21 protein-coding genes are annotated in these 22,358 nt (G+C 47.1%); 2 read left to right on the top strand and 19 right to left on the bottom strand.

Annotated elements, in window-relative coordinates:
- Window positions 1-510: 510 nt before the first annotated feature.
- From BUB18_RS24605 to BUB18_RS24515, 19 genes are all read right to left on the bottom strand, one after another.
- Complete coding sequence (locus tag BUB18_RS24605; RefSeq protein ID WP_073086224.1) at window positions 511-1,131, bottom strand: toxin-antitoxin system YwqK family antitoxin; 621 nt, start codon at window positions 1,129-1,131, stop codon at window positions 511-513.
- A gap of 121 nt (window positions 1,132-1,252) precedes the next feature.
- A complete protein-coding gene (locus BUB18_RS24600) occupies window positions 1,253-2,152 on the bottom strand; it encodes a DUF4382 domain-containing protein (protein ID WP_073086222.1) in 900 nt (299 codons plus the stop codon).
- Window positions 2,153-2,350: 198 nt separating this feature from the next.
- Complete coding sequence (gene glgB / locus BUB18_RS24595; protein ID WP_073086220.1) at window positions 2,351-4,294, bottom strand: 1,4-alpha-glucan branching protein GlgB; 1,944 nt, start codon at window positions 4,292-4,294, stop codon at window positions 2,351-2,353.
- Window positions 4,295-4,548: 254 nt separating this feature from the next.
- The gene (locus BUB18_RS24590) at window positions 4,549-6,312 is read right to left on the bottom strand and encodes a DEAD/DEAH box helicase (RefSeq protein ID WP_073086218.1); all 1,764 of its coding nucleotides are present in this window, start codon (window positions 6,310-6,312) and stop codon (window positions 4,549-4,551) included.
- A gap of 129 nt (window positions 6,313-6,441) precedes the next feature.
- Entirely contained in the window at window positions 6,442-7,749 is a 1,308-nt protein-coding gene (rimO, locus tag BUB18_RS24585) for a 30S ribosomal protein S12 methylthiotransferase RimO (protein ID WP_073086216.1), read from the bottom strand.
- A gap of 221 nt (window positions 7,750-7,970) precedes the next feature.
- Window positions 7,971-8,849 carry a cupin-like domain-containing protein gene (locus tag BUB18_RS24580; RefSeq protein WP_073086214.1) on the bottom strand — a complete coding sequence of 293 codons (879 nt, stop codon included), beginning with the start codon at window positions 8,847-8,849 and terminating at the stop codon, window positions 7,971-7,973.
- A 248-nt stretch (window positions 8,850-9,097) separates the two neighbouring features.
- Window positions 9,098-10,060, bottom strand: coding sequence for a signal recognition particle-docking protein FtsY (ftsY, locus tag BUB18_RS24575; protein WP_073086212.1), 963 nt, complete (start codon window positions 10,058-10,060; stop codon window positions 9,098-9,100).
- 513 nt (window positions 10,061-10,573) lie between these two features.
- On the bottom strand, window positions 10,574-10,747 hold the full coding sequence (locus BUB18_RS24570) for a DUF4295 family protein (protein ID WP_073086210.1): 174 nt from the start codon (window positions 10,745-10,747) through the stop codon (window positions 10,574-10,576).
- 75 nt (window positions 10,748-10,822) lie between these two features.
- Window positions 10,823-11,005, bottom strand: a complete 183-nt coding sequence (gene rpmG / locus BUB18_RS24565) for a 50S ribosomal protein L33 (protein ID WP_073086208.1) — start codon at window positions 11,003-11,005, stop codon at window positions 10,823-10,825.
- Between the two features lie 29 nt (window positions 11,006-11,034).
- Window positions 11,035-11,271 carry a 50S ribosomal protein L28 gene (gene rpmB, locus BUB18_RS24560; protein WP_073086206.1) on the bottom strand — a complete coding sequence of 79 codons (237 nt, stop codon included), beginning with the start codon at window positions 11,269-11,271 and terminating at the stop codon, window positions 11,035-11,037.
- A 193-nt stretch (window positions 11,272-11,464) separates the two neighbouring features.
- Window positions 11,465-12,052, bottom strand: coding sequence for a carboxymuconolactone decarboxylase family protein (locus BUB18_RS24555; protein WP_073086205.1), 588 nt, complete (start codon window positions 12,050-12,052; stop codon window positions 11,465-11,467).
- A gap of 74 nt (window positions 12,053-12,126) precedes the next feature.
- Complete coding sequence (locus tag BUB18_RS24550; RefSeq protein ID WP_073086202.1) at window positions 12,127-12,681, bottom strand: peroxiredoxin; 555 nt, start codon at window positions 12,679-12,681, stop codon at window positions 12,127-12,129.
- 434 nt (window positions 12,682-13,115) lie between these two features.
- Window positions 13,116-14,021, bottom strand: coding sequence for a serine hydrolase (locus BUB18_RS24545; protein ID WP_073086200.1), 906 nt, complete (start codon window positions 14,019-14,021; stop codon window positions 13,116-13,118).
- A 152-nt stretch (window positions 14,022-14,173) separates the two neighbouring features.
- Window positions 14,174-14,902: a bacillithiol biosynthesis deacetylase BshB1 gene (gene bshB1, locus BUB18_RS24540; protein WP_073086198.1), complete on the bottom strand. Its 729-nt coding sequence runs from the start codon at window positions 14,900-14,902 to the stop codon at window positions 14,174-14,176.
- 31 nt (window positions 14,903-14,933) lie between these two features.
- Window positions 14,934-15,431 carry a hypothetical protein gene (locus tag BUB18_RS24535; protein ID WP_143160091.1) on the bottom strand — a complete coding sequence of 166 codons (498 nt, stop codon included), beginning with the start codon at window positions 15,429-15,431 and terminating at the stop codon, window positions 14,934-14,936.
- Window positions 15,432-15,450: 19 nt separating this feature from the next.
- Window positions 15,451-16,074 carry a DUF4294 domain-containing protein gene (locus BUB18_RS24530; protein WP_073086508.1) on the bottom strand — a complete coding sequence of 208 codons (624 nt, stop codon included), beginning with the start codon at window positions 16,072-16,074 and terminating at the stop codon, window positions 15,451-15,453.
- 59 nt (window positions 16,075-16,133) lie between these two features.
- A complete protein-coding gene (locus BUB18_RS24525; protein ID WP_073086194.1) occupies window positions 16,134-17,147 on the bottom strand; it encodes an alpha/beta hydrolase in 1,014 nt (337 codons plus the stop codon).
- Window positions 17,148-17,490: 343 nt separating this feature from the next.
- Window positions 17,491-20,022, bottom strand: coding sequence for a cytochrome c biogenesis protein CcsA (gene ccsA / locus BUB18_RS24520; protein ID WP_073086191.1), 2,532 nt, complete (start codon window positions 20,020-20,022; stop codon window positions 17,491-17,493).
- Window positions 20,023-20,039: 17 nt separating this feature from the next.
- The gene (locus tag BUB18_RS24515) at window positions 20,040-20,453 is read right to left on the bottom strand and encodes a cytochrome c maturation protein CcmE domain-containing protein (RefSeq protein ID WP_073086189.1); all 414 of its coding nucleotides are present in this window, start codon (window positions 20,451-20,453) and stop codon (window positions 20,040-20,042) included.
- Between the two features lie 238 nt (window positions 20,454-20,691).
- On the opposite strand from BUB18_RS24515, the gene BUB18_RS24510 reads away from it, so the two are divergent.
- Both BUB18_RS24510 and BUB18_RS24505 read left to right on the top strand, forming a co-directional pair.
- Window positions 20,692-21,735, top strand: coding sequence for an agmatinase family protein (locus tag BUB18_RS24510; protein WP_073086187.1), 1,044 nt, complete (start codon window positions 20,692-20,694; stop codon window positions 21,733-21,735).
- Window positions 21,736-21,745: 10 nt separating this feature from the next.
- Window positions 21,746-22,333: a hypothetical protein gene (locus tag BUB18_RS24505; RefSeq protein ID WP_073086185.1), complete on the top strand. Its 588-nt coding sequence runs from the start codon at window positions 21,746-21,748 to the stop codon at window positions 22,331-22,333.
- The last annotated feature ends 25 nt before the right edge of the window (window positions 22,334-22,358 follow it).

Here is a 22,358-nt window from a genome sequence, read left to right as displayed (position 1 = left end):
TGCAACTGCAATGAACAAAATGAACAGGTATACCACTTATTCATTTTGTTCATTCCAAAAATTTACTGATCAGATGGCTGTTTCAGCGGTCATTCGATACTAAAAATAGAAAAGCCTTCCTGTTGGAAGGCTTTTCTATTTGATGAATTGTATATGCTTATTACTGATAGGAAATAATAATTACCTATTAATAATATATAGACAGGAAACAGATAGAAATCAATGCACAAAAAATCAGGAACACAAATACTGCCCGAAACAGGATTTCTATCTTATCCGTAGTCATTTCGTAGTTATTCATTTCTTGTCCAGGTTCTGCGTGGTTTAAACTTAGGCTTTTCATACAAACAAATTAATAGGATTTAAAAAATCTAAAAATATCTGAGGGAGATATCTCAGGGGGCCTCTACATACGTCAAACATCCTTCTTAAAATGAAAGTACAAAGAAAAAAGCTAAAATGGACAAATCTTTTTGTTCATTTTTCGCTAAAGCCTTGTTCATTTTTTGTTTACTGCTTTTTCTTGCCGCCTTTAACACCTTCATGGGGCAATTGCGTCTGCTGCGGCCTTGGAGCTGCTTTCACCGGGATGGAATCATTGTCCCCTATTTCGGCTGCAGTAACGACCTCGCCTAAACGATAATATTCCTTTACCATCTGGCCGGATTCTTCATCATATAATTTCCAAACGCCATGGCGTACGGGATTTCCTTCCCGGATGATTTCCATCGGCTTTTCCTGCTGGGTTTCCAGGTCGATCACCATTACCGTATCCTTTTGACCGGGGATTTCAGTGGATACATATTGTCCCTCGGCACTCTTCTTCCCATCAGGATAAAAATATTTGCAGTATCCATTAAGTACGTTGTTTTTGTAAGTTTCCTCAGCTAATATATGACCGGAAGCAGTAGTCTTCTTCCAAACCCCTTCCTTACGGTCATTTTTGTAATTGCCTTCCCAGGTGTAACCGGGTTCTCCTCTCAATTCTCCCACTTCCTCCATCCATAACCCCTGCTTTCTTCCTTTTTCATCCTTCTGGTTATGTTTCGGCACCTTATACACCAGTCGCTCCTGTGCGAAACCAGTTAACAAAAAAGCATTTAAAAGGCATAGTAGCAGTAATTGACGCATGATCTTTTTTTTACAAGTTAGGATTTCTTTTGCATTTTTTAAGCCAGCCTTCGGCTGGTTTAAAAAGTGCAGGAGTGAAGACCTGCGGTCTTCACTCCTGCACCAGCTTTATTGTTATCAGTTATTTTTTAGTCAGCTTTATGGTTCCAAGGCTGTTATCCTTACCTGCAGTGATAGTGACATTGGTAATAGTAGTATCCTTATATGCCGCATCCGGATTGATAAACACATTCCAGGTGCCTGGTTTCAGCCCTCTTACCTTAAAGAAACCATCTCTCCACGGCAGTGCATACAGCGTATCATTACTGTTGTTGTACACAGAAACCACCGGGTAAGCCTCGCTTGGGGTGATGCGACCGCTCAAACTTCCCATCTTCAGGATGGTAAATACATTGATGTAAGGGGTTAGGAAGAACTTGCCGTCCCTGGTTTTGATGATGGAGCGCTGTACGTCGAAATCAAGCCAGAGTCGGAGATTGTCGGCACTCAGCTGGTCCCACTCGGTGTGGCGCACGCGTACCACAATTTTGCTTTGGCCGGTCAGCGATTTCACGGGGTAACTAACGCCGTTCTTAACCAATGAGTTGTTGGAGCCAATTGTGATTCGGATACGCTCGATCGTACCCTTGCTGACCGTTCCACCTGCCAGCAACGTGTCGGTACCGTTTCGCAGGGTCAGCAAATCATACACCCCGGCCTTGATTCCCAGAGAATCCCAGACCTGGCAGCTGTCGTTCCGACGGCCAAATACATCATCCCAGCCGCAACGGTCCCTGTCGTTCCAGTTTCCATTGTCGATTTTGCCGCAGGTATCCACCAGGACTTCCACCTTGCGGATATCGAGCAATACCTGGTCAAAATACCCGGGATCATCGGAAAGATACAGACTTACTTTTTGCTTGTTGGCCGGAACCGGCTGGTCTGAAACGGAATTATCCTTATTGCAGGCACTGATTAAGACTGCCGCTCCTGTAATAATTACCGCCAACAACAATCCGGCATTACGGAGAGAGTTTTTCATAAATAACTGGTTTTAAATTCAATAAATGATGATGGTATATACCTTGGTTGAAAAATTTTCCTGTTTCTTTGGCTGAATCTGTTATAAGACTAAAATAACGTCTGAAAGTTTAGTCTTATTGCAGCAAAACACAGGCCTAAAAAAAATCGGACTGTTCCGCAGAACAGTCCGACTATAACATATTTAATCCCCCTGAGCTTACTTAACAGGGATATATTGTAAAATGCTGGCACCCAATGGCGGCAGCCTCAAAGTAATCGTATAATCTTTCCCGTTATAGGTCTGTTTCGTACCTTCCTGGATACCGGTATTTACCACACCGCTACCATAAAACTGTGCATCATCACTGTTTAACACTTCTTTCCACTTACCAGGTACAGGAACCCCCACTACATAACGCTCTCTCGGAACAGGTGTCATGTTAAGTGCTACGAGCAGCAGGTCATCCGGATGCACACCCTTGCGCATGTAAATCAGTACGCAATTGTCATAATCATTCACTGTAATCCATTCGAAACCGGCCCCGTCAAACTGTTGCTCATACAAGGCTGTGCTGGTGGTATACAGGGTATTGAGCGCCTTTACATATTTCTTCAGGCTCTCATGGGGTTTGTATTTAAGGAGATGCCAATCCAGCTCTGTTTTATAGTTCCATTCCGTTGTCTGCCCAAACTCATCACCCATAAACAGCAGCTTGGTACCGGGATGTGTAAACATATAACTGTACAACAGCCGGAGGTTGGCGAACTTCTGCCAGTCGTCGCCGGGCATTTTGTAGAGCATGGGAGATTTCCCGTGTACAACCTCGTCGTGACTGAAAGGCAGCATGAAGTTTTCACTGAATGCATACACCACGCTAAATGTGAGGTCGTTTTGGAACCACTTGCGATGCACCGGATCTTTTTTGAAGTAGTCCAGCGTATCGTTCATCCAGCCCATCATCCATTTCATACCAAAGCCAAGTCCACCAAGGAAGGTAGGGCGCGACACCCCATAGAACGAAGTAGATTCTTCCGCGATGGTTTGTACATCAGGGTACAGGGCATAGATGGTTTCGTTCATCTTTTTCACGAAACTGATGGCTTCCAGGTTTTCGTTACCGCCGAATTCATTCGGATCCCAGGCGCCTCTTTCCCTGCTGTAATCGAGGTGAATCATAGATGCCACCGCGTCTACCCTTAGCCCGTCAGCATGGTATTTATCCAGCCAGTAAACGGCGTTGCTGAGGAGGAAGGAACGTACTTCATTGCGGCCGTAATTAAATATATAGCTGTTCCAGTCCGGATGATAACCCTTACGCATATCCGCATATTCGTAGGTATGGGAACCATCAAACCGGAAGAGCCCGTGCGCATCGTATGGGAAATGGGATGGTACCCAATCCAGGATCACACCGATGCCGGCTTCATGGAAGGCATCCACCATTTCCATAAATTCCTGTGGTGTGCCGTAGCGGGAAGTTGGGGCATAATAACCTGTGAGCTGATAACCCCAGGAGCCATCGAAGGGATGCTCCATAATGGGCATGAGTTCTACGTGGGTAAAGCCCATTTCCTGCACGTATGGCACCAGCATTTTGGTGATTTCCGGGTAAGAATAGAATTTCTCCTCAGCCATAGGATCGGGTTTGCGCCACGATCCCAGGTGCACTTCATATACACTAAAAGGTTTTTTCAGCGAGTTGTGCTGGTGGCGTTTCTCCATCCAGGCTTTATCTTTCCATTTGTAATCGAGCGCATGAACGATGGAAGCCGTTTTAGGACGCACTTCCCAATGGGTGGCGTATGGATCTCCCTTAAACAATTCTTCGCCACTGTTGGAGCGGATAAAATATTTGTACAGACTGCCTTCGGCTACATCGGGGATAAATCCTTCCCAGATGCCGGAGCTGTCCCAACGGGGTAACAGGGTATGACTATAACGATCCCATTCGTTGAAGTCGCCGGTGACGGAAACATATGCTGCATCCGGCGCCCATACGGCGAAATACGTTCCTGCGATACCATCACAGTGGGTGGTTCTTGCACCGAATTTTTCGTATAGCCGATAGTGTGAGCCTGCCTGAAACAGGGCAATATCTGCGGATGTAAAAAGGGAAAAGGGTATAACGGACTGTTTAACGCTATAGGAATCTCCGGTCATAGCTCTGCTTGGTTGAATTGTCTGGATTAACAAGATAGTTTAATTTTCAAAGCAAAGAAAAAATTTTCGGATTCTCCGGAAAAAGAAAGAGGTTGTATTAAAAGTAGTTGTCTGTTTCTTTCCCATTCCTGTTATCGATCTTTTGACCGATTGTTAATGGCACCGCTGGTGTCATCAGTTCAGGTTCCGCTTTACGCGGTGGGATATTGTCAGAAAAATTACTTTTAATACAACCTCTTAGCTTATTATGCTAATTAGGCATTGAACTTACGTTTGAACGGAGGTCTGCTGCCACCGCCGGAGTACTCTCTTTTTTCTCCGCGGTTACCGCCACCACCTTCGGTGCTGTGCCAGCGTTTGCGTGGACCGCCATCTTCTCTGCGTCCGCCACCGCCGCCGCCACGACGTTTATCACCGTCCTGGGACATTTCGATCCTTACGGAGCGACCGTTGTATTCCACTTTCTTGAAGGATTGTGTTACTTTTTCAACGGCATCATTTTCTACTTCAAAGAAGGAGTAAACGCCTTTCAGGTCGATACGGCCGATTTTGTTACCACGTAAACCGGTGTTATCGCACAGGTAACGGAGCATATCGCCGCGGTTGAAATCGTCCACAGAGCCGAGGTTGATGAACAGGCGGGTAAACTTGCTGTTCTCACGGCGTCTGTCTTCGAAGCTGCGTTTTTCTTCTTTTACGTTCAGATCAGCTGCATCCTGGTAGTATTCCAGGAACTGGTTAAATTCCAGGGAAGCGAAACGCTTGATCAGCTCTTCTTTGCTCATGTTGGCAAATTCTTCGTTGATGCGTTCCAGGTATGGTTCGATCTGTTCTTCGTTTACAGTTACGTTATGCACTCTGTGTACCAGGCCGAAGAGTTGTTTTTCGCAAACGGCGAAACCGTCCGGAACATCACCTTTGGTAAATTTCTTACCGATTACTCTTTCGATCTGACGGATTTTACCGATGTCGCGGCTGCTGATGATGGCGATAGAAGTACCGGATTTACCAGCTCTGGCGGTACGGCCGGAACGGTGGGTGTAGTTTTCTACGTCATCAGGCAGTTCGTAGTTGATAACGTGCGTAACGTTGTCAACGTCGATACCACGTGCTGCCACGTCAGTAGCTACCAGTACCTGGAGGGCTCTTTCGCGGAAGCGTTTCATCACTTTATCACGCTGTTGCTGGGTCAGGTCACCGTGCAGGGCATCTGCATTGTAACCGTCTTTGATCAGTGATTCAGCGATTTCCTGTGATTCAATTTTAGTACGGGTAAAAACGATACCGAAGATATCCGGGTTGTAGTCAACCAGGCGTTTCAGTGCCGCATATTTTTCGCGTGGGCGTACCACGTAGTATTCGTGTTCGATATTGGCGTTACCGCTGTTTTTGTTACCTACAGTCAGTTCAAACGGATCTTCCATGTATTTCTGGGCGATTCGGCGTACTTCCTGTGGCATGGTAGCGGAAAACAACCACGTTGTTTTTTCTTCAGGGGTGTTGGAGAGGATGCTGTTGATGTCTTCCTGGAAGCCCATGTTCAGCATTTCATCCGCTTCATCCAGTACGGCGTAGCGTACGTTGTCGAAGTTGATTGCGCCACGGTCGATGATATCGAGCAGGCGGCCCGGTGTAGCAACAACAATGTGCACGCCTCTTTTCAGTTCGCGCAGTTGCTGTACAATGCTGGAGCCACCGTAAACGGCTACGATGCTCACGTCACCGAGGTGTTTGCTGAAGTTTTTCAGGTCATTGGTAATCTGCAGACAAAGCTCACGGGTAGGGCAAAGCACCAGTCCCTGTGGTTTATGCAGATTTACATCGATTTGCTGGAGTAAAGGCAGGCCAAAAGCTGCTGTTTTACCCGTGCCCGTCTGGGCAAGACCTACGAAGTCGCGGTCACCACTCAATAATACGGGAATTGCCTTTTCCTGAATAGGGGTTGGAGCAACAAAGCCCAAGTCTGTAATTCCCTTTAAGATGGACTCTTTTAAGCCCAGAGATTCAAATGTTGTCATTGATTTACATTGATCAAGCTCCGTCGGGAGCTGTTGTAATAGGCCCCTTTTTATTGAGGGGACTGTTGAAATATTTTTTCTGTTACCGGGCTTTTTGCCCGGACAAAGCCGCAACGCCTGCTGGGCTGCTTACACCAGTTCTCCTTCGAGGTCGTAGTCGAATGCTTTGGTGATGCGCACTTCCACGAAGTCGCCGGGTTTAAGGCGTTTGGTGGTATTGATGATCACTTCATTATCTACTTCCACAGAGTCAAATTCAGTGCGGGCAAGATACCTGCCGGACTCTTTTTTGTCTACGATTACTTTGAAAACCTTCCCTACCATTTCCTGGTTTTTCTCCAGGGAGATTTCCTGTTGCACGGCCATAATGTCCTGTGCTCTTCTTTCTTTTTCCTCAGCCGGGATATTGTCTTCCAGCTCGTAGGCGCTGGTACCTTCTTCATGGCTGTAGGTGAATACGCCTACACGGTCGAAGCGCATTCTTTCGAGGAATCCTTTCAGTTCCTCCACATCATCTTCGGTTTCACCAGGGAAGCCGGCGATGAGGGTGGTACGTAAAGCGATACCAGGCACTTTTTCACGAATGGCATGTACCAGGTCTTCGATTTCCTCGCGGGTGATCTGGCGTTTCATGGCTTTGAGCATACCATTGGCGGCGTGCTGCAAAGGCATATCCAGGTACTTGCAGATGTTCGGAAACTCGTTCATCACATCCAGGATTTCCATCGGAAACTTGGTAGGATAAGCGTAGTGAAGGCGAATCCATTGCAGGCCTTCTACCTGTGCGAGGGCTCTCATCAGGTCGCCAAGGCGACGTTGTTTGTAGAGATCCAGGCCGTAGTAGGTGAGTTCCTGTGCAATGAGCATGATCTCTTTCACACCGGATTTTACCAGCTTTTCTGCTTCTGCCACCAGTTCTTCAATTGGTTTGGAAACGTGCTGACCACGCATAAGCGGGATGGCACAGAAAGCGCAGGTACGGTTACACCCTTCTGCAATTTTCAGATAGGCATAGTGAGAAGGAGTCGCTAACAGTCGTTCTCCGATCAGTTCTGCCTTATAGTCTGCATCAAATTTTTTAAGGATAAGCGGGAGCTCCATGGTTCCAAACCAGGCATCCACGCCTGCGATCTCTGATTCCAGATCGCCACGGTAGCGTTCGCTCAGGCAGCCTGTGACATAAACTTTGTCCAGTTTGCCGCGTTCTTTGAGTTCTACCTGTTCGAGGATGGTGTTGATGGATTCTTCCTTGGCTTTGTCAATAAAACCGCAGGTGTTTACAACTACGATGTTATGATCTCTCTTTGTGCTTTCGTGCACTACGTCAATTTCGTTAGCAGCGAGCTGACCGCTCAATACTTCCGAATCAACCATGTTCTTGGAACAACCAAGTGTAATAATATTAACCTTGTCTTTCTTTAAAGTTTTCGTCTTCAATGCGAATGTTTTAGCGCTTGCGGTGCAGACTACCTGCCGGACCGCTTACCGCCACGAAGACACACAGACACTAACATGATAAAACAGCAGACTTACTGTACGTGACTTTGAGCCTTAGTGGGGGTTGAGTAAGGAAGGTGCAAAGGTAACAAAAAGAATTGATAATTATGAAATTAAAGATAAACAGCTGCAAATAAACTATTTACAGCTGCTAAACCGATTTATGCTGAGATTGCTTTGATCAACTTATCTGCCCTGGATTTGGCCAGTTCCCGTTTTTTGTGGTACCACCACTGGGGCGCCATTTTGATGAGCAGGTTGTTCATACCGCGGAGTCCTACTATATGATAGAGTCCGTTGAGTTTACCTGCCAGGGAATGATCGAGTGCGCGCAGGCTCATGGCAAAACCGCTGTCGAGGTACTCCATATGGTGCCAGTAGCCGCCGGGCATAAACAGTGTATCCCCGTGCTCGAGGATGGTGGTGAGGCCGGTGGCGTAGTTCAGCGCCGGGAAGTCGGCCGTATTCAGCTGCTGGTGCCAGTTGACAAAATCAGCAGCGCTCTCTACCGTAAATGGCATGCGGTAAATGTAGGGCGATTGTTTATTTTCCAGCAACAGCACTCTTTTGCGGCCTACGAACTGGGTATGGAAAATATGGGAAAGGTCGATATCGTAATGCATATGTGCAACGGAGCCTGCTCCGCCTACAAACAGCATGGGATATTTTTTAAGGAGACCTTTGGAGAATTTGTCGGGCCAGGTGAAATCTTCCGTGAGTTGCGGTGCGTGCTGGAAGATATTAAACAGGAAGATGCGAAGCGCTACCGGGCCTTTCTGGATGAGGTCGAGATAGTCGCCAAACCGGATGTAATCATCCGCGCCGTTTACGGGCGTGTTGGCATCTGCCCTGGTATTGTTGTAGACGCCTACCGTTTTATCGCCTACGATGGATTTGAAATAATCCCATGTCCACTTCTCTTTAGCTGGCCATTGTTTACTGAGAGCTGTAATTACTACCGGTTTACGTGGCAGGTAATAGTTTCTTTTGAATTCCTCCGGTGTAATATTATCAACTCGGTCTATGCTTGAAATATTCATAACTACGAATTGTTATTAAAAAGGGTACCAAAAAACAACTACTCTAATTTAGCGAAGGCTCGGTTATGTGGCAACAAAAAACTGGTCAGATACGGAAAGCCAAACAAAAAGCTGACCAATAAGCGTTTTTGATATAATGCAAATGTAAATGCATTTGTTCGCTCGTTGGTCAGCTCCGTTTTATTTAAAGTAAAATTTTAAACAAAAGTGATTTAAAATTCTAACTAGGAATTACATTTAATTCAAAATCAATCATTTACACTAAACAGAGAATCAACGAAGGCATGCTTATCGAATACCTGCAGGTCTTCCATTTTTTCGCCAATGCCGATGTATTTAACCGGGATTTTGAACTGATTGGCAATGGCGAGCACTACCCCACCTTTTGCGGTACCATCCAGTTTGGTGATGGCGAGGGAAGTCACTTCGGTTGCGGCGGTAAACTGCTTAGCCTGTTCTACCGCATTCTGGCCGGTGGAACCGTCGAGTACGAGTAATACTTCATGTGGTGCGTCGGGGATTACCTTTTTCATCACACGTTTGATTTTGCTTAGCTCGTCCATCAGGTGGATTTTATTGTGGAGGCGGCCGGCGGTATCGATGATGATCACATCTACATCGCGGGCAACGCCACTTTGTACGGTATCGAAGGCAACGGCGCCCGGGTCGGAGCCCATGGCCTGTTTTACGATAGGCACGCCTACCCTGTCGCTCCAGATGGTGAGTTGATCTACGGCTGCTGCGCGGAAAGTATCGGCAGCACCGAGCAATACGCTTTTACCCGCTTTTTTGAAGTTATAGGCGAGTTTTCCGATGGTGGTGGTTTTACCTACGCCGTTCACACCTACGACCATGATTACGTAAGGCTTTTTATCGGCAGGGACGTCAAAATCGCGGAAGCCGCTATCCGGGGCGTCCACCAGGAGTGCTGCAATTTCTTCTTGCAGTAACCTGTTCAACTCGCTCGTTCCCAAGTACTTATCTTTCGCAACGCGTTGTTCGATTTTATCGATGATTTTCACAGTGGTTTCCACACCTACATCGGCAGACACCAATGCTTCTTCGAGGTTATCCAGTACTTCGGTGTCGACGGTGGACTTACCGGCGATGGCGCGTCCGATCCTGGAGAGGAAACTTTCCTTTGTTTTTTGGAGTCCCTGATCCAGGCTTTCCTTTTTCTCTCTGGAGAATAGATTTTTGAAAAAGCTCATATTAGTAATAGTGGGCCAACGATGGCGGCCGGGTTCATTTTTCAATTCAGGTCGCTAAAATACGGCTTTTCTTGGAAAGAAGGGCTGTTATCGCGATGGCTTGCGTTTTGATGGTTGCTATCCCGGTTTTACCGGCACCTGCGGTGCCGGTAAAGCCGGGGAGAGCGGACCGGGTGGTCCCCTCTCCCCGGCATCGGGAGTTCGTTATTTATGGTTAACTGCTGCGTTGAATTGCGCCGCGTGGGGGACCGGGTGATCCGCTCTACCCGCCAGCGGGAGTTGTTATTTCCCTTAACTGCTACGGCGAATGCAACACGTGTGGATTAGGTAGTTCGCTGTATCCAGACAGTGAGCGTCGTTAATTATCTTAAATACTCCGGAGGATTACGCCGCGTGTGGACCGGATGGGTCCCCTCTTCCATGAGTTGGAGGATCGCAGGGAGCCATATATGCAAACACAAAAAGCTGTCCTGTTAAGGGACAGCTTTTAAGTATAATATTAGTAAAGCCGAATTACTTAGCGTTGATATGCTCCTGCACTTTGTCTTTGTGCACGATAGCTTCTTTGAAAGTATAGGCACCAGTTTTAGGAGAGCGTACTGCTTTCACAACTTTAGTCCACACCTTTGCATCAGCTGCTGCTTTAGCGTCTTTTACCTTCGAGTTCTTTGAAACTGCTTTTGCCATTGTATTGCATTTGTTTTATGGTCGATGGCTATATGGCCGTGTATTGCATTACAGCCATTAACCACTAACAATTAACTATTTAATTTCTTTGTGTACAGTCACCTTTCTCATGATAGGGTTGTACTTCTTCAGCTCCAGACGCTCTGGAGTATTTTTCTTATTCTTTGTAGAGATGTAACGGGAAGTTCCAGCCAGACCTGAGGTTTTATGCTCAGTGCATTCCAGAATTACCTGCACTCTGTTACCTTTTTTTGCCATTTTGTATACAAATTAAGTGAGTCCTAGAATTAAATTTCCTGACCAGCTGCACGCAATTCCTTCACTACTGCATACAAACCTCTCTTATTGATGGTTCTCAAACCGTCAGCAGATACCTTTAAAGATATCCATTTGTCTTCTTCCGCCAGGAAAAAACGTTTTTTCTGCAGGTTAGGCAGAAACCTTCTCTTTGTCTTAATGTTGGAGAAGGAAACATGGTGACCTGTAATCGGCTTCTTTCCTGTCACCTGACATACTCTTGCCATGATCTAAAAATTTTAGGAATGCAAAAGTCAGTTTTTTTTGTGGACTTAGCAAATATTATTGCATGAATTTATTCACAAATTTGAAATTTGTCATGTATAATAGGTGTCCACAACTAATACCTGATCTTACATCAGTTTAATAATCAATTGTTTACAGCAGTAATCGGTATGATTTCTACTTTTTATATATTTTTTATAACAATACAATAAGGCTCTTCAGTACAGCACCCAGTCTCACCGCTTCCAGCACACGCTGCGGCTCAGTTCCGTGCTTTACTACCGCTTCTTCATGGGAGGTAACACACATTTCACAACCATTCAGCGCAGAGATAACCAGGCTCAATAGTTCGAAAAACTCTTTGCCCAGCACCGGATTTGCCATAATGCTCATTCGGACACCTGCAGCTGTGGTGGTATAGAACTCCTTATTTACAAAATGTCTGAATCTATAGTAGATGTTATTGGCATTCATCAGGGAAGTGCAGCTCAGAATCTCGGCTACCTCTTTCTCATTGGCTCCTTCCTGTTTAGCCAGTTTCTCAAAGGATGACTGCAGTGCAGCATGCTTCTCGTTAACCGCAACAGACAGTCCTATCAGATAGGCTTCCTTCTTGCTGAGGGTACTTGCACCCAGTGCATTTGTAACGTTAATTTTCAGATCTTTCAGGTAACGTGCATCTGCATTTACCAGCGCCTGTAACTTTTCAGATACCGGCTGCTCTGCCAAACCAACAACTTCTAACAATTGTACAGCGGTATCCTGATTGGTTGTTGCAAACATATGCTATTCTTGATTTAAAACCCCGGGAAACAGCAGGCTGCCTCCCGGGTATGTAAAGTAGTATTGGAAATAAATTAAGCAGTCAGGGTAGCTTCACCTTTCTGCCAGTTGCAAGGGCACAGCTCATCTGTTTGCAGGGCATCCAGCACGCGCAGTACTTCTTTCACGCTACGACCTACAGACAGATCATACAGGGATACCCAACGTACAATACCCTGAGGATCTACAATGTAAGTAGCACGGTAAGCCACTTTCTCATTGGATTCCAGGATACCCAGCTCTTCAGCCAGAGATTTGGACGTATCAGCCAGCATTGGGAACTGCAGGCCACGCAGATCTTCGTGGTCTCTTCTCCATGCAGCGTGTACGAACTCACTGTCAGTAGAAGCACCGATCAGTACCGCATCACGGTCAGCGAAATCCTGTGCATGTTTGTTGAATTCAGCAATCTCGGTTGGACATACAAACGTAAAGTCTTTAGGCCACCAGAACATCACCATCCATTTACCGGAGTTTTTCAGCTCTTCAGAAGACAGTTCGTAGAACTCTTTACCTTTTTCGATAGATACTACAGCCGTTTTTTTGAATTCAGGAAACTCAGATCCTACGGATAAGATAACATTTTTCATATTCTATACTCGATTTTTGATTTGTTGCTAAGCTAATGTCGTTTTTGCAGGCGCAAAGATCACTTTACATTCATTATTAATCAAATAGATTTTTAAAATGTGATATTGAGTTTCTCTATATATAGGAAAAAATACCGCAGTGAAGCACTATAGCACACCATCCTCCTTCCATATATAAAAATTTAATGCCGGCACTCACATTTTTATGGGATTTCCGTAACATTTTGGCACGGTAATTAGTTATATAGGTGAAGCTTTTATATCTGGAACTAACAAAATTAGCATGGAAATGAAAAAGAAATACTTACTACTTGTGATCGTTACGATTGGACTTGCTCTGATTCCGTTTATTAAAAACAGCATCATCAAACAGGATGAATTTGACGCTACCAAAGATCTGTTCATCTAGTGTTTAGCGGGTCCTAATTTGCCGTTCAAAACTTCCCCACAGCGGGGTCAGGACTCTTATTGCCGTTAGGTTCATAGTGCTGCCAGATAGCAGAACCCACCTTCCGCATTAGCCGCCAGGCCTCATTCTCTGGTTTCCAGCTTTGATCTGCAATATTTTTCGTGGTGATACAATACACGTAATCGCCATGTGGCCCGTTTACCATAATCACCTCCGATCTGGCATCATCCACAGCGCCGTTTTTTGATGCGGTCCTGATATTCGCAGGAACCTGCAGTAAACCCTGGGCATCCCAATGATTACACGTCAGGTTCCTGTACATTCGCTCACTGCTCGCTTTATCTATCACCTCCCCCTTATATACCATTTCCATCAGTTGCGCCATCTCCCGCGGACTCGTTTGCCCCCACCCATATACCTTCCTGATCTCTTCCCTGCCAGGCGTCCTGGAATTGACCCGTAACACTTTAAAACCATGCTGTTCCAGCCAGCTGTTGATCGTTGCACCACCACCAGCCAGCGACTGCAGCCAGAGACTGGCGGTGTTATCGCTCATGGTCAGCATCAGCATCACTACTTTGTCCAAATCAATCTGCTGACTATCCTTAAACGACCCCAGTATATCCACACCGGCATACAACAAAGAATCACGGTATATCAACGGCTGCCGATACTGTAGTTCCCCTTTTGCAATCTTGTCAAAAATTCCTACCTGAATGGTTGTTTTGATCATACTGGCAGTCGGGAAAATCGTGTCGGCATTAATCTCTACTACCTTATCATTTTTGAGGTGATGGACGTAGATGCCCACCTGCCCATGGAAATCCTTCAGCAGGTGTGTCAGTGTTTCTTGTAATTTTTTATCCGTGCGCTGGGCAAACGCAGGTATGGCCAGTAAGGTGGCGGCAAGAAAGGCAAATAGTGTTTTCATCTCCTTAAATTAATAAGGATGTATTAAAAGTAAAAGCGCAGGAAATATTTCCTGCGCTTTCAATGTGTTTTGAACCGATGCCTTCGGCATCGGTTGGTGGGGCGGGCGCTGCCCACGGCCCGTTGTCGGTCCGTGGATGAATCACAACCCGATCAGGTAGTCACATTAATCAGATCCGAGAAATTCCGGATACCGATTTTCTTAGCAGTGGTATACCCTTCGGCATATTCCACCCCTACCATTTTACCGAGCATTTTAGCCCGATACACCACGCTATCAAAGAAATTAGCACCAGAGATGTAAGTTTGCGGCTCGTGGTCCTTTGCCGCCAGAAACTGCGAAGAAAACGCTTTGATAGATTCCAGCTTACGGTCCATTACCGGGGTAATATCCAGCACGAAATCAGGTTCGTGGTAACGGTCCTGCAGGAAATGAAACACCTGTTTAGGACGCCATGCTTCCTGTTCCTGGCCGTCTACCTGTGTAGCAATCTTTCTGAGTCCCGACAAAAAGCAACTGTCAGCAATCAACCTGGCTGCACGCCCGTGATCCGGGTGGCGGTCGTCGATGGCATTAGCCAATACTATTTCAGGACGATATTTTCTGATGGCGGTGATAATCGCCAATTGTTCCATAGTATCATTACGGAAAAATCCATCGGCCAGGCCAAGGTTTTCACGTACTTCCAGGCCCATAATCTTTGCTGCTGCCTGCGCTTCCTGCTCACGCAGCTCAGGGGTACCCCTGGTACCCAGTTCTCCGCGGGTGAGATCCACCACTCCTACCTTCATGCCTGATGCCGCGTGCATCATCAATGTGCCGGAACATCCCAGCTCCACATCATCGGGGTGCACGGCTATTGCGAGTAAATCCAGTTTCATACGCTAAAAAATTGAGGTGCAAAGATACGGATCAATCTTCTGAGCTGGTGATGCGTACCCCTGCTTTCTTACCCGTAAGCTGGTATTTTTGCTCCAGTTCCTTTGCCGGCACTAACTCCAGCGTCCGGAACGTCTTTTCGTCCACCGTAAACAGCAGTGCTTCATTCTTTTCACCCACTAACTGGTCGTTTACCACGAAAGCTATGGTACTGTCTGCAATACCGGTTTTGCGCAAACTGTCGTAGGCCGGGGCCACCGACTTCAGAAAATTATTGACTCTTTTGCGTGCAAAAGCCTTGGTTTCCATGTAAATCACTCCATTTTCGGCCTGTGCCCCATACAACAGCACGGCCTTACGGCCTTTGGCGATCGTAATGAGCCCGATCTGATCCGGGGTAATCTGGTTGGCAGCACCGGGCGTTACCAGCACACTGTCCACCACATACACAGGATCCCCCTCCTCTTCTGTTTGGGCGAATACGGCGGCGGGTAACAACAATAATGATAATAGAAAACGATTAAATCTCATGTAACGAAGGTAGGCATTCTTAGTTATAGGCACGGTACCGCTGGTACATCTCCAGTTCCTGGACGATCACCTCTATATCCTTATCTTCCTGGAGGTCGTAATCACTTTTAAGATTGCCTCCGAAGAAGAAGGCCACCGTTTGCCATACGCGGGCATTGAAGCCGCCTTTGAGTTCCTTGATGATTTCGAAGCAGTTCTGGCCGGTTTCACGGTCGATCAGCTTCATCAGCACCTTCCCCTGGTAAACGGACAGGTTGGTCAGTTTATCGCCAAACTGGGCCTTTAATTCTTTTTCCTTGCTGGCCAGGTAGGCTTTTCTGGCGCGGCCGTTAGGCAACTTTGCCAGTTCAGCCCCAACGTCTTTCAGAATACGGGCAGCCGACTTGGCATAGGGATATGTTACATACACCGCATTGCGCAACCTTGAATATCGCTCCCGCTCCTTTCTCAGGCGCCTGGGCAATTTATCTACCACATCAAAAATCGCGAGGGTAATAACGGGGATGGTATCCGTTCCAACCACGATGGCATGCAGCGGTATTTTGTCAGCACCATGCGCTTCCTGGGCCGCAGCAGGCTTGCTGCAAGCTAATATGCCTGCTACCAGGGATAAAAAAAAGATGGACTTTTTAAGCGGATGCATAACCATTAAACGCAACTTACTATTTGATTGTTACCACAAGTTAACTAAAGATTTGACATTTAGTATACCTGTTTTATGGGCTTCATTTTCAATACGCCGGTGGCAAAACTGTTGATAGTTTTGATTACTTCCGGTACCGCCTTGCTGGTCAGTGAGGAGCCCAGCACATGTGCACCGGCACCCGGGATCGCAATGGCAGCCTTTTGCCCGGCGGGTGTGCCCAGCTCCTTTTCCATAGCCAGGATGGCGGAAACTTTCACTGTTGGGTCCTGGTGCTGCTCGTCCCTGTAATAGTACAGATTCAGCACCGGTTGCTTCACCTTTGCAAAGGTTTCCCTGGTCATGGTGGTTTCCAGCAATTCCTCCAGCTGCACCACCGCCTCCAGGCGGTAACGGTTATTCCAGTACTGGTTACGGATGGTATTGGTATCATGCCCTTCGCGATAGTCGCCTTTGCTGATTAGTCGCGCCAGCTGCAGCCCCCAGTGGTCATTGGCGAGGAAAGCGTATTTATCATTAATGGCAATATTGGGCGACATATTCACCAGTGCATACACATCATCAGGAAATTCGGCTGCCAGCTTCAGGGCCAGGGTGCCACCGGTGGAAGTGCCCATCACAATTACTTTGTTGCCGATGGCCCTGCCGATCGCCAGCGCCTTTTTAGCATCTGCCCACAGCCCTTCGGCAGTCATGGTCAGGAGGGGACTATCGGAGCGGAGGCCGTGCGCATCCAGGCGCGACAAATACAGGTTACATCCGAATGTACGTGCAATTGCCCGGTGCACCGGGTTGCCTTCTTCCTGACTGGCAGAAAACCCATGTAAATAAACTATGGAATAAGCAGTTTTTTGACGGGTACTGTCGGCCCATATGATCCGTGCTTCATTATCCGGCTTCACAGGAAGTGCCGCCTCACTGTTACGGATATACGCATCCAGACTGTCTGCCTGCTGCGGAACGGCAGGTACCTGGTTGTCGTACACGGGCGTTGCGGGTTTGGGACCCAACATGTATACCACCAGCAGGGAGGATATAACGATCAGGAATATACGAAACGGGCGTCGTTTCATGGTCAGGGTTTTATGGTATAAAAGTAAGGATTAAAATTGGGTCGGAAATGGGGAGATCGAAGCGGGTGGATACAACTGCCACCAAAGGTGGCAGTTGGGGGATGCTGCGCTGCGCGCAGCATCGCTTGTAATTAGCGGCATTGGCCTAATGATACAATGGCGGTGCTGCATTACGATGTCTGCCGCTGCCATGGGGAAACGGCTTTCACTGTAGCAGTGCGCACTCACTCGTACTTTACCCAAACAGCGCTGACATCTGCCGAAGGCAAAATAAAAAAACTGCGGGGAGCAAATGAAACCGAAGGTTTCATTTGCTCCCCGCTTATAAAAAGATAATATTAATTTAAACTTTTTCCTTCACCCGTGCAGCAGTTGCTTTCACACTGCCCTTGTTCAGTTTCACGCGGTAAACAACGGCGATCAGGGTACCTACAATCATCACGATCACACCCAGCCACAGTACATTAATGTAAGGGAAAACGATGGCTTTCATGATGATATAATCACTGTTGGCATCAGCTTCTTTCACCTTGATCTCAATCTTGTTTTCTGCCGGCAGAATTTTGCTGAAGCGTACCTGCAGGGCCAGTGGTGCCAGGGTATCTTCAATGCTGTACTGATAAGCGCTGTCGCGGATCAGGTACACCGGTTGCAGATTAAAATGATCATCCGTCTGCGTATATACTTCCAGGTTAGCTCCTACTGCCAGGTCACCCTGGCGAGCCTGGTAATTCCTGTTTTTAGGATCCTTTTCAATACCACGCATAATCATGAAGCCTTTGGAGAAGAAGATGGAATCACCTTCTGCAACCAGGTGGCTGGTATAATTAGCAGTATCGTTTGCCGGCGCCGTTTTATCCTTTAAAGGAGGCGTTGCCGTGATATACGTGAAGATATCTTTATGCAGATAGTGCCTGGACGCCGGGTTGGAAGTCAGGGCATTTTCCTTGCTGTTTACAAACGCGTTAGGATACAGGCGGAAACGTTCTACGATGTTACCCGCTTTATCTTTGCGCTCGTAATCCACTTTGAAATACACCTTTGCATCACCAGGGGCGATAGAATCACCCACAAAAGTGGCGTGATATGCACCCATTTCCACCGGTACGCCCAGTGGCAGCATAATGTTTTCGCGGGCATTCTGTTTACTTTCCTTGCGGAAGATGTCCTGGCTCAGCATTTTCATTTTGTCCAGCGAGATTACTTCCTTACGGGAAGATGACAGGAGTGCGCCCAGCAGCACCATACCAAAACCAACGTGTGCGATAGAAGCACCGGCAGCCTTGATTTTTCCTTTCTGGTCAGAAATGATATAGAGCACGTTGGCCACAACAGCGTAAACGGTTGCAAACAACATCAGGTAAATAGCTCCGAGGAAGCCAGCACCATAATCGGTATAGTTTACGCCACCGGCGAAAATGATAGCGAGTGTGATCACCAGGGAAAGTACGGTAGGCACCAGCAGCTTTTTACCCAGCACACGGCGCGGCGTGTCCTTATAGCGCATGTATTGCACCACGGCGGTCAGTAAACCGAGGATCACTGCCAGCCAGATCTGGATTTTGTTATAGTGGAACATGGCATCTGAAGGAGGTGCCATTTCGTCCAGGTTGAAGAGTTTTTTCAGTCCAAACAGGTCCAGCAGTTTATTCCACACCGGAATAGAGGTGGTGAAGGTGATCTGGATTGCTGAAATCAGCAGCACCAGGGAACCTACAAACAACCAGAATTCGCGGGAGTAAGTACTTTCTTCTTTGTGAAGGACCGGGATTTCTTTTCTGCGGGCGATCATCAGCCAGATAGCAGGAATCGTAAAGGCTCCCATGAAGATCAGCAGCTGTCCGCTCATACCGAGGTCGGTAAAGGAGTGTACAGAAGAATCACCCAGAACGCCGCTCCTGGTAAGGAAGGTGGAGTAAAGAATGGTGATAAACGCCAGGAAGAAGAAGAATACGGTAGATTTCAGGGCGTGACCGGTAGACTTATAGGCCAGGCAGGTATGTACACCGGCTACCATCAGGAGCCAAGGTACGAGCGAGGCGTTTTCTACAGGGTCCCAGGCCCAGTAGCCACCAAAGTTAAGGGATTCGTATGCCCAGGCGGCGCCCATCATTATACCAAGGCCAAGAATGGCAATGGCGAAGAGGCCCCATGGCAGTACTGGTTTCGTCCAGCCGGTATAGTCGCGGGTCCAGATGCCGGCAAATGCGAAGGCAAAAGGCACTATCATGGAAGCGAATCCCAGGAACAGCACCGGCGGGTGAATAACCATCCAGTAGTTCTGGAGGGTGAGATTCAGGCCGTTACCATCATGAATGAAGGAGAGATAGTCTGGCGACTGGAAAATCGGCGCTACCTGGTTTTCTTCGGCCTGGCGCAGGAGCATAAATGGATTGCTGCCTACTTTATAACCGAGGATGAAGATACCGAGGAGCATGCTGCTCATCATCAGCTGTGACAGGGAGATGACGGTCATTACCGGGCTTTCCCATTTGCGGCTGGTGCGGATCAGGATGATACCGAGTACGCTGTTCCAGATGCTCCATAGCAGGAAGCTGCCTTCCTGGTCGGACCAGAGGCTGGACAGCAGGTATTGTATAGGCAGGTCGCGGGAGGTATTACGCCACGCGTACTTGTATTCAAAGAAGTGATTATACAGAATATAGTAAAGACAGCTGAAAACGGCCAGAACGGCGATGGATTGGATAAAGAATCCCCAACGTGCTATCTTTTTCCAGGACTCGCGCACCGGCTCTTCTTTGTTCACCACAGCGCAATAGTAAGCCACGGTGGCTACTAAAGATGCTACAAACGCTAAAATGGCGGCAAAGTGGCCGATCTGGCCTGGTAATAAATGTTCCCCTACAAAATTCATGATGCTTCAGATAAAGATTAAAGTGGCTTGTTTGCCGGCTCGGTTTTTCCCAGCACAACCTGATCGTTCTTATACTTTGACGGACATTTCATCAGGATTTTGCTGCAATGAAAGTCGTTGCCATCCATCATACCGGTGAGTACAACAGATTCGGCTTTCTCAAAGTCGGTAGGCTTGGCGCCATTAAACACCACTTTACGGGTTTCCCCTTTTTTATCTTTTACGTAGAAACTGAAAAAATTGGCATCCTTCAGCGGATCGTAGGTCATTGTCTGGAGTGTGTCCAATGTGCCAATCACATGAAACTCCTTCCCTTCCTTCTGACGGGCGGTCGCGAATGTTTCATAGGTACTGAAATCACCAACCATTGTGATAATCACCCCTATTGCTACTGCAATAACCACCAGCAGGATAATATTTGTTTTTTTCATATAAAAATTATCTTCCTATTCTTATGATACAAGCTGCAACAAATCCTTACCCAGTCAGTGTTTCAACCCCAATGCAAAAAACCTGTATTTATCTACTCCAGATTAACTGCGCAAAATTAACGCAAAATGACCTTGAAACGACAAAATTTATATAAAAGGCAATTCTTTTTTCAGGAAACGGGGCTGTAAGTAAACATAATAGTATCTTTGCGCGGAATTTTGAATTTAGATTTTTATCATGGCTGATTTAACTCAATTTGACCCTAACTCAGTGGGCCTGCTTTCGAACAACATTTTCGGGCTCCCATTTCAGGAAGATGACGCTAAGCTGGTATTGTTTCCAGTACCCTGGGAGGTAACCGTTTCCTATAGTAATGGTACTGCCAGAGGTCCAGAGCATATCTTCAGGGCTTCCCTGCAGGTAGACCTCTACGATGCCGACGTGAAAGACGGCTGGAAAGAAGGTTTCTACATGCGTGAACCGGATAAGCACCTGCTGCTGCGCAGTGATTACCTGCGTAAGGAAGCAGAACTCTACCTGAAATTCCTGATGGAAGGCGGTGATATTGAGGAAAATGAGTTCCTGAAAAAGACCCTGGTAGACGTTAACAACGGTACCAAGGCCATGAATGAATGGGTATACAACCAAACCCGCGATCTGCTGGCAAAAGGTAAGCTGGTAGGCCTCGTAGGTGGTGATCATAGCACGCCGCTGGGCTTTTTCAAAGCCATCGGTGAGCACAAGGGGGACTTCGGTATCCTGCAGATCGATGCACACTGCGACCTGCGCGACAGCTACGAAGGATTCCAGTACTCCCACGCCTCTATCATGTTCAACGCACTGAAAGAAGTGCCTCAGCTGCAGAAACTGGTACAGGTAGGTATCCGTGATTATTGCGAAGAAGAGGTGAATTATATCAATGATAGCAACGGTCGCGTAGTTACCTTCTTCGATAAAGACATCAAAGAAAGACAGTTCGAAGGTGAAAACTGGAAATCTATCTGCGACAGCATCGTTGAGCAGCTGCCACAGCAGGTGTACATCAGCTTCGACATTGACGGGCTGGACCCTAAATTATGCCCGCATACCGGCACTCCGGTAAGTGGCGGTTTTGAAACAGAGCAGGTATATTACCTGTTTAAGCGCGTTATTGCCAGCGGCCGCCAGCTGATTGGCTTTGACCTCAATGAGGTGGCTGCCTCCCACGACGAATGGGATGCTAACGTAGGCGCCCGTGTACTGTTCAAACTTTGCAACCTGTTGGTAAGCGCCAACAAATAAACCACGCTGCATGTACAAACTGCGCATTATACATCCCAATGCCACCGGCAGGTTGAAATTATTACCTGTGATGCACGGCATCGTGGGCGTACTGTTCCTGGTAAATGCCATCGGTATTTACCGGGGAGCAGCCAATCCCAACTGGTTCCTTGCCCTCTTTTTTGTAGCGGTAGGATTGGCCAGCATGGTGTTCCCGTTTATGTCCAAAAAGTTTAAAAACTTTGCGGCTGCCAATACCATGGTGCGACTGGTACAGATATTTGTATGCCTCACGGGCAGCCTTTACTTTTTGTCGCACATGCAGCCGCTGGCTGCCATGTTCCTGGTACTGGCAGGCTTCGGTCTGGGCTACATTGCCTGGTCGGAATATACCGTATTCCAGCCGGCAATGATTGTACTGGATCAAACGGGCATTACGGTGCCTACGGCCTTCAAAAGCCGGCAGATTGGCTGGAACGAACTGAATAACGTAATTTTGCGTAACGACCTGCTGACCCTTGATTTCAAAACCAATAAAGTGGTGCAGATAGAAATCATCGATGAACCAGGCAGGGAAGAAAGGGAAGCAATCAACAACTACTGCAAAAGCAGGTTGTAATCTGATAAGGAATACTGATTAATCA

The sequence above is a fragment of the Chitinophaga jiangningensis genome, from assembly GCF_900142605.1.
In the GTDB taxonomy this organism is placed as follows: Bacteria; Bacteroidota; Bacteroidia; order Chitinophagales; family Chitinophagaceae; genus Chitinophaga; species Chitinophaga jiangningensis.
Note: the sequence above shows the minus strand (reverse complement) of the source record. Positions and strands in the feature narration are given on the sequence as shown.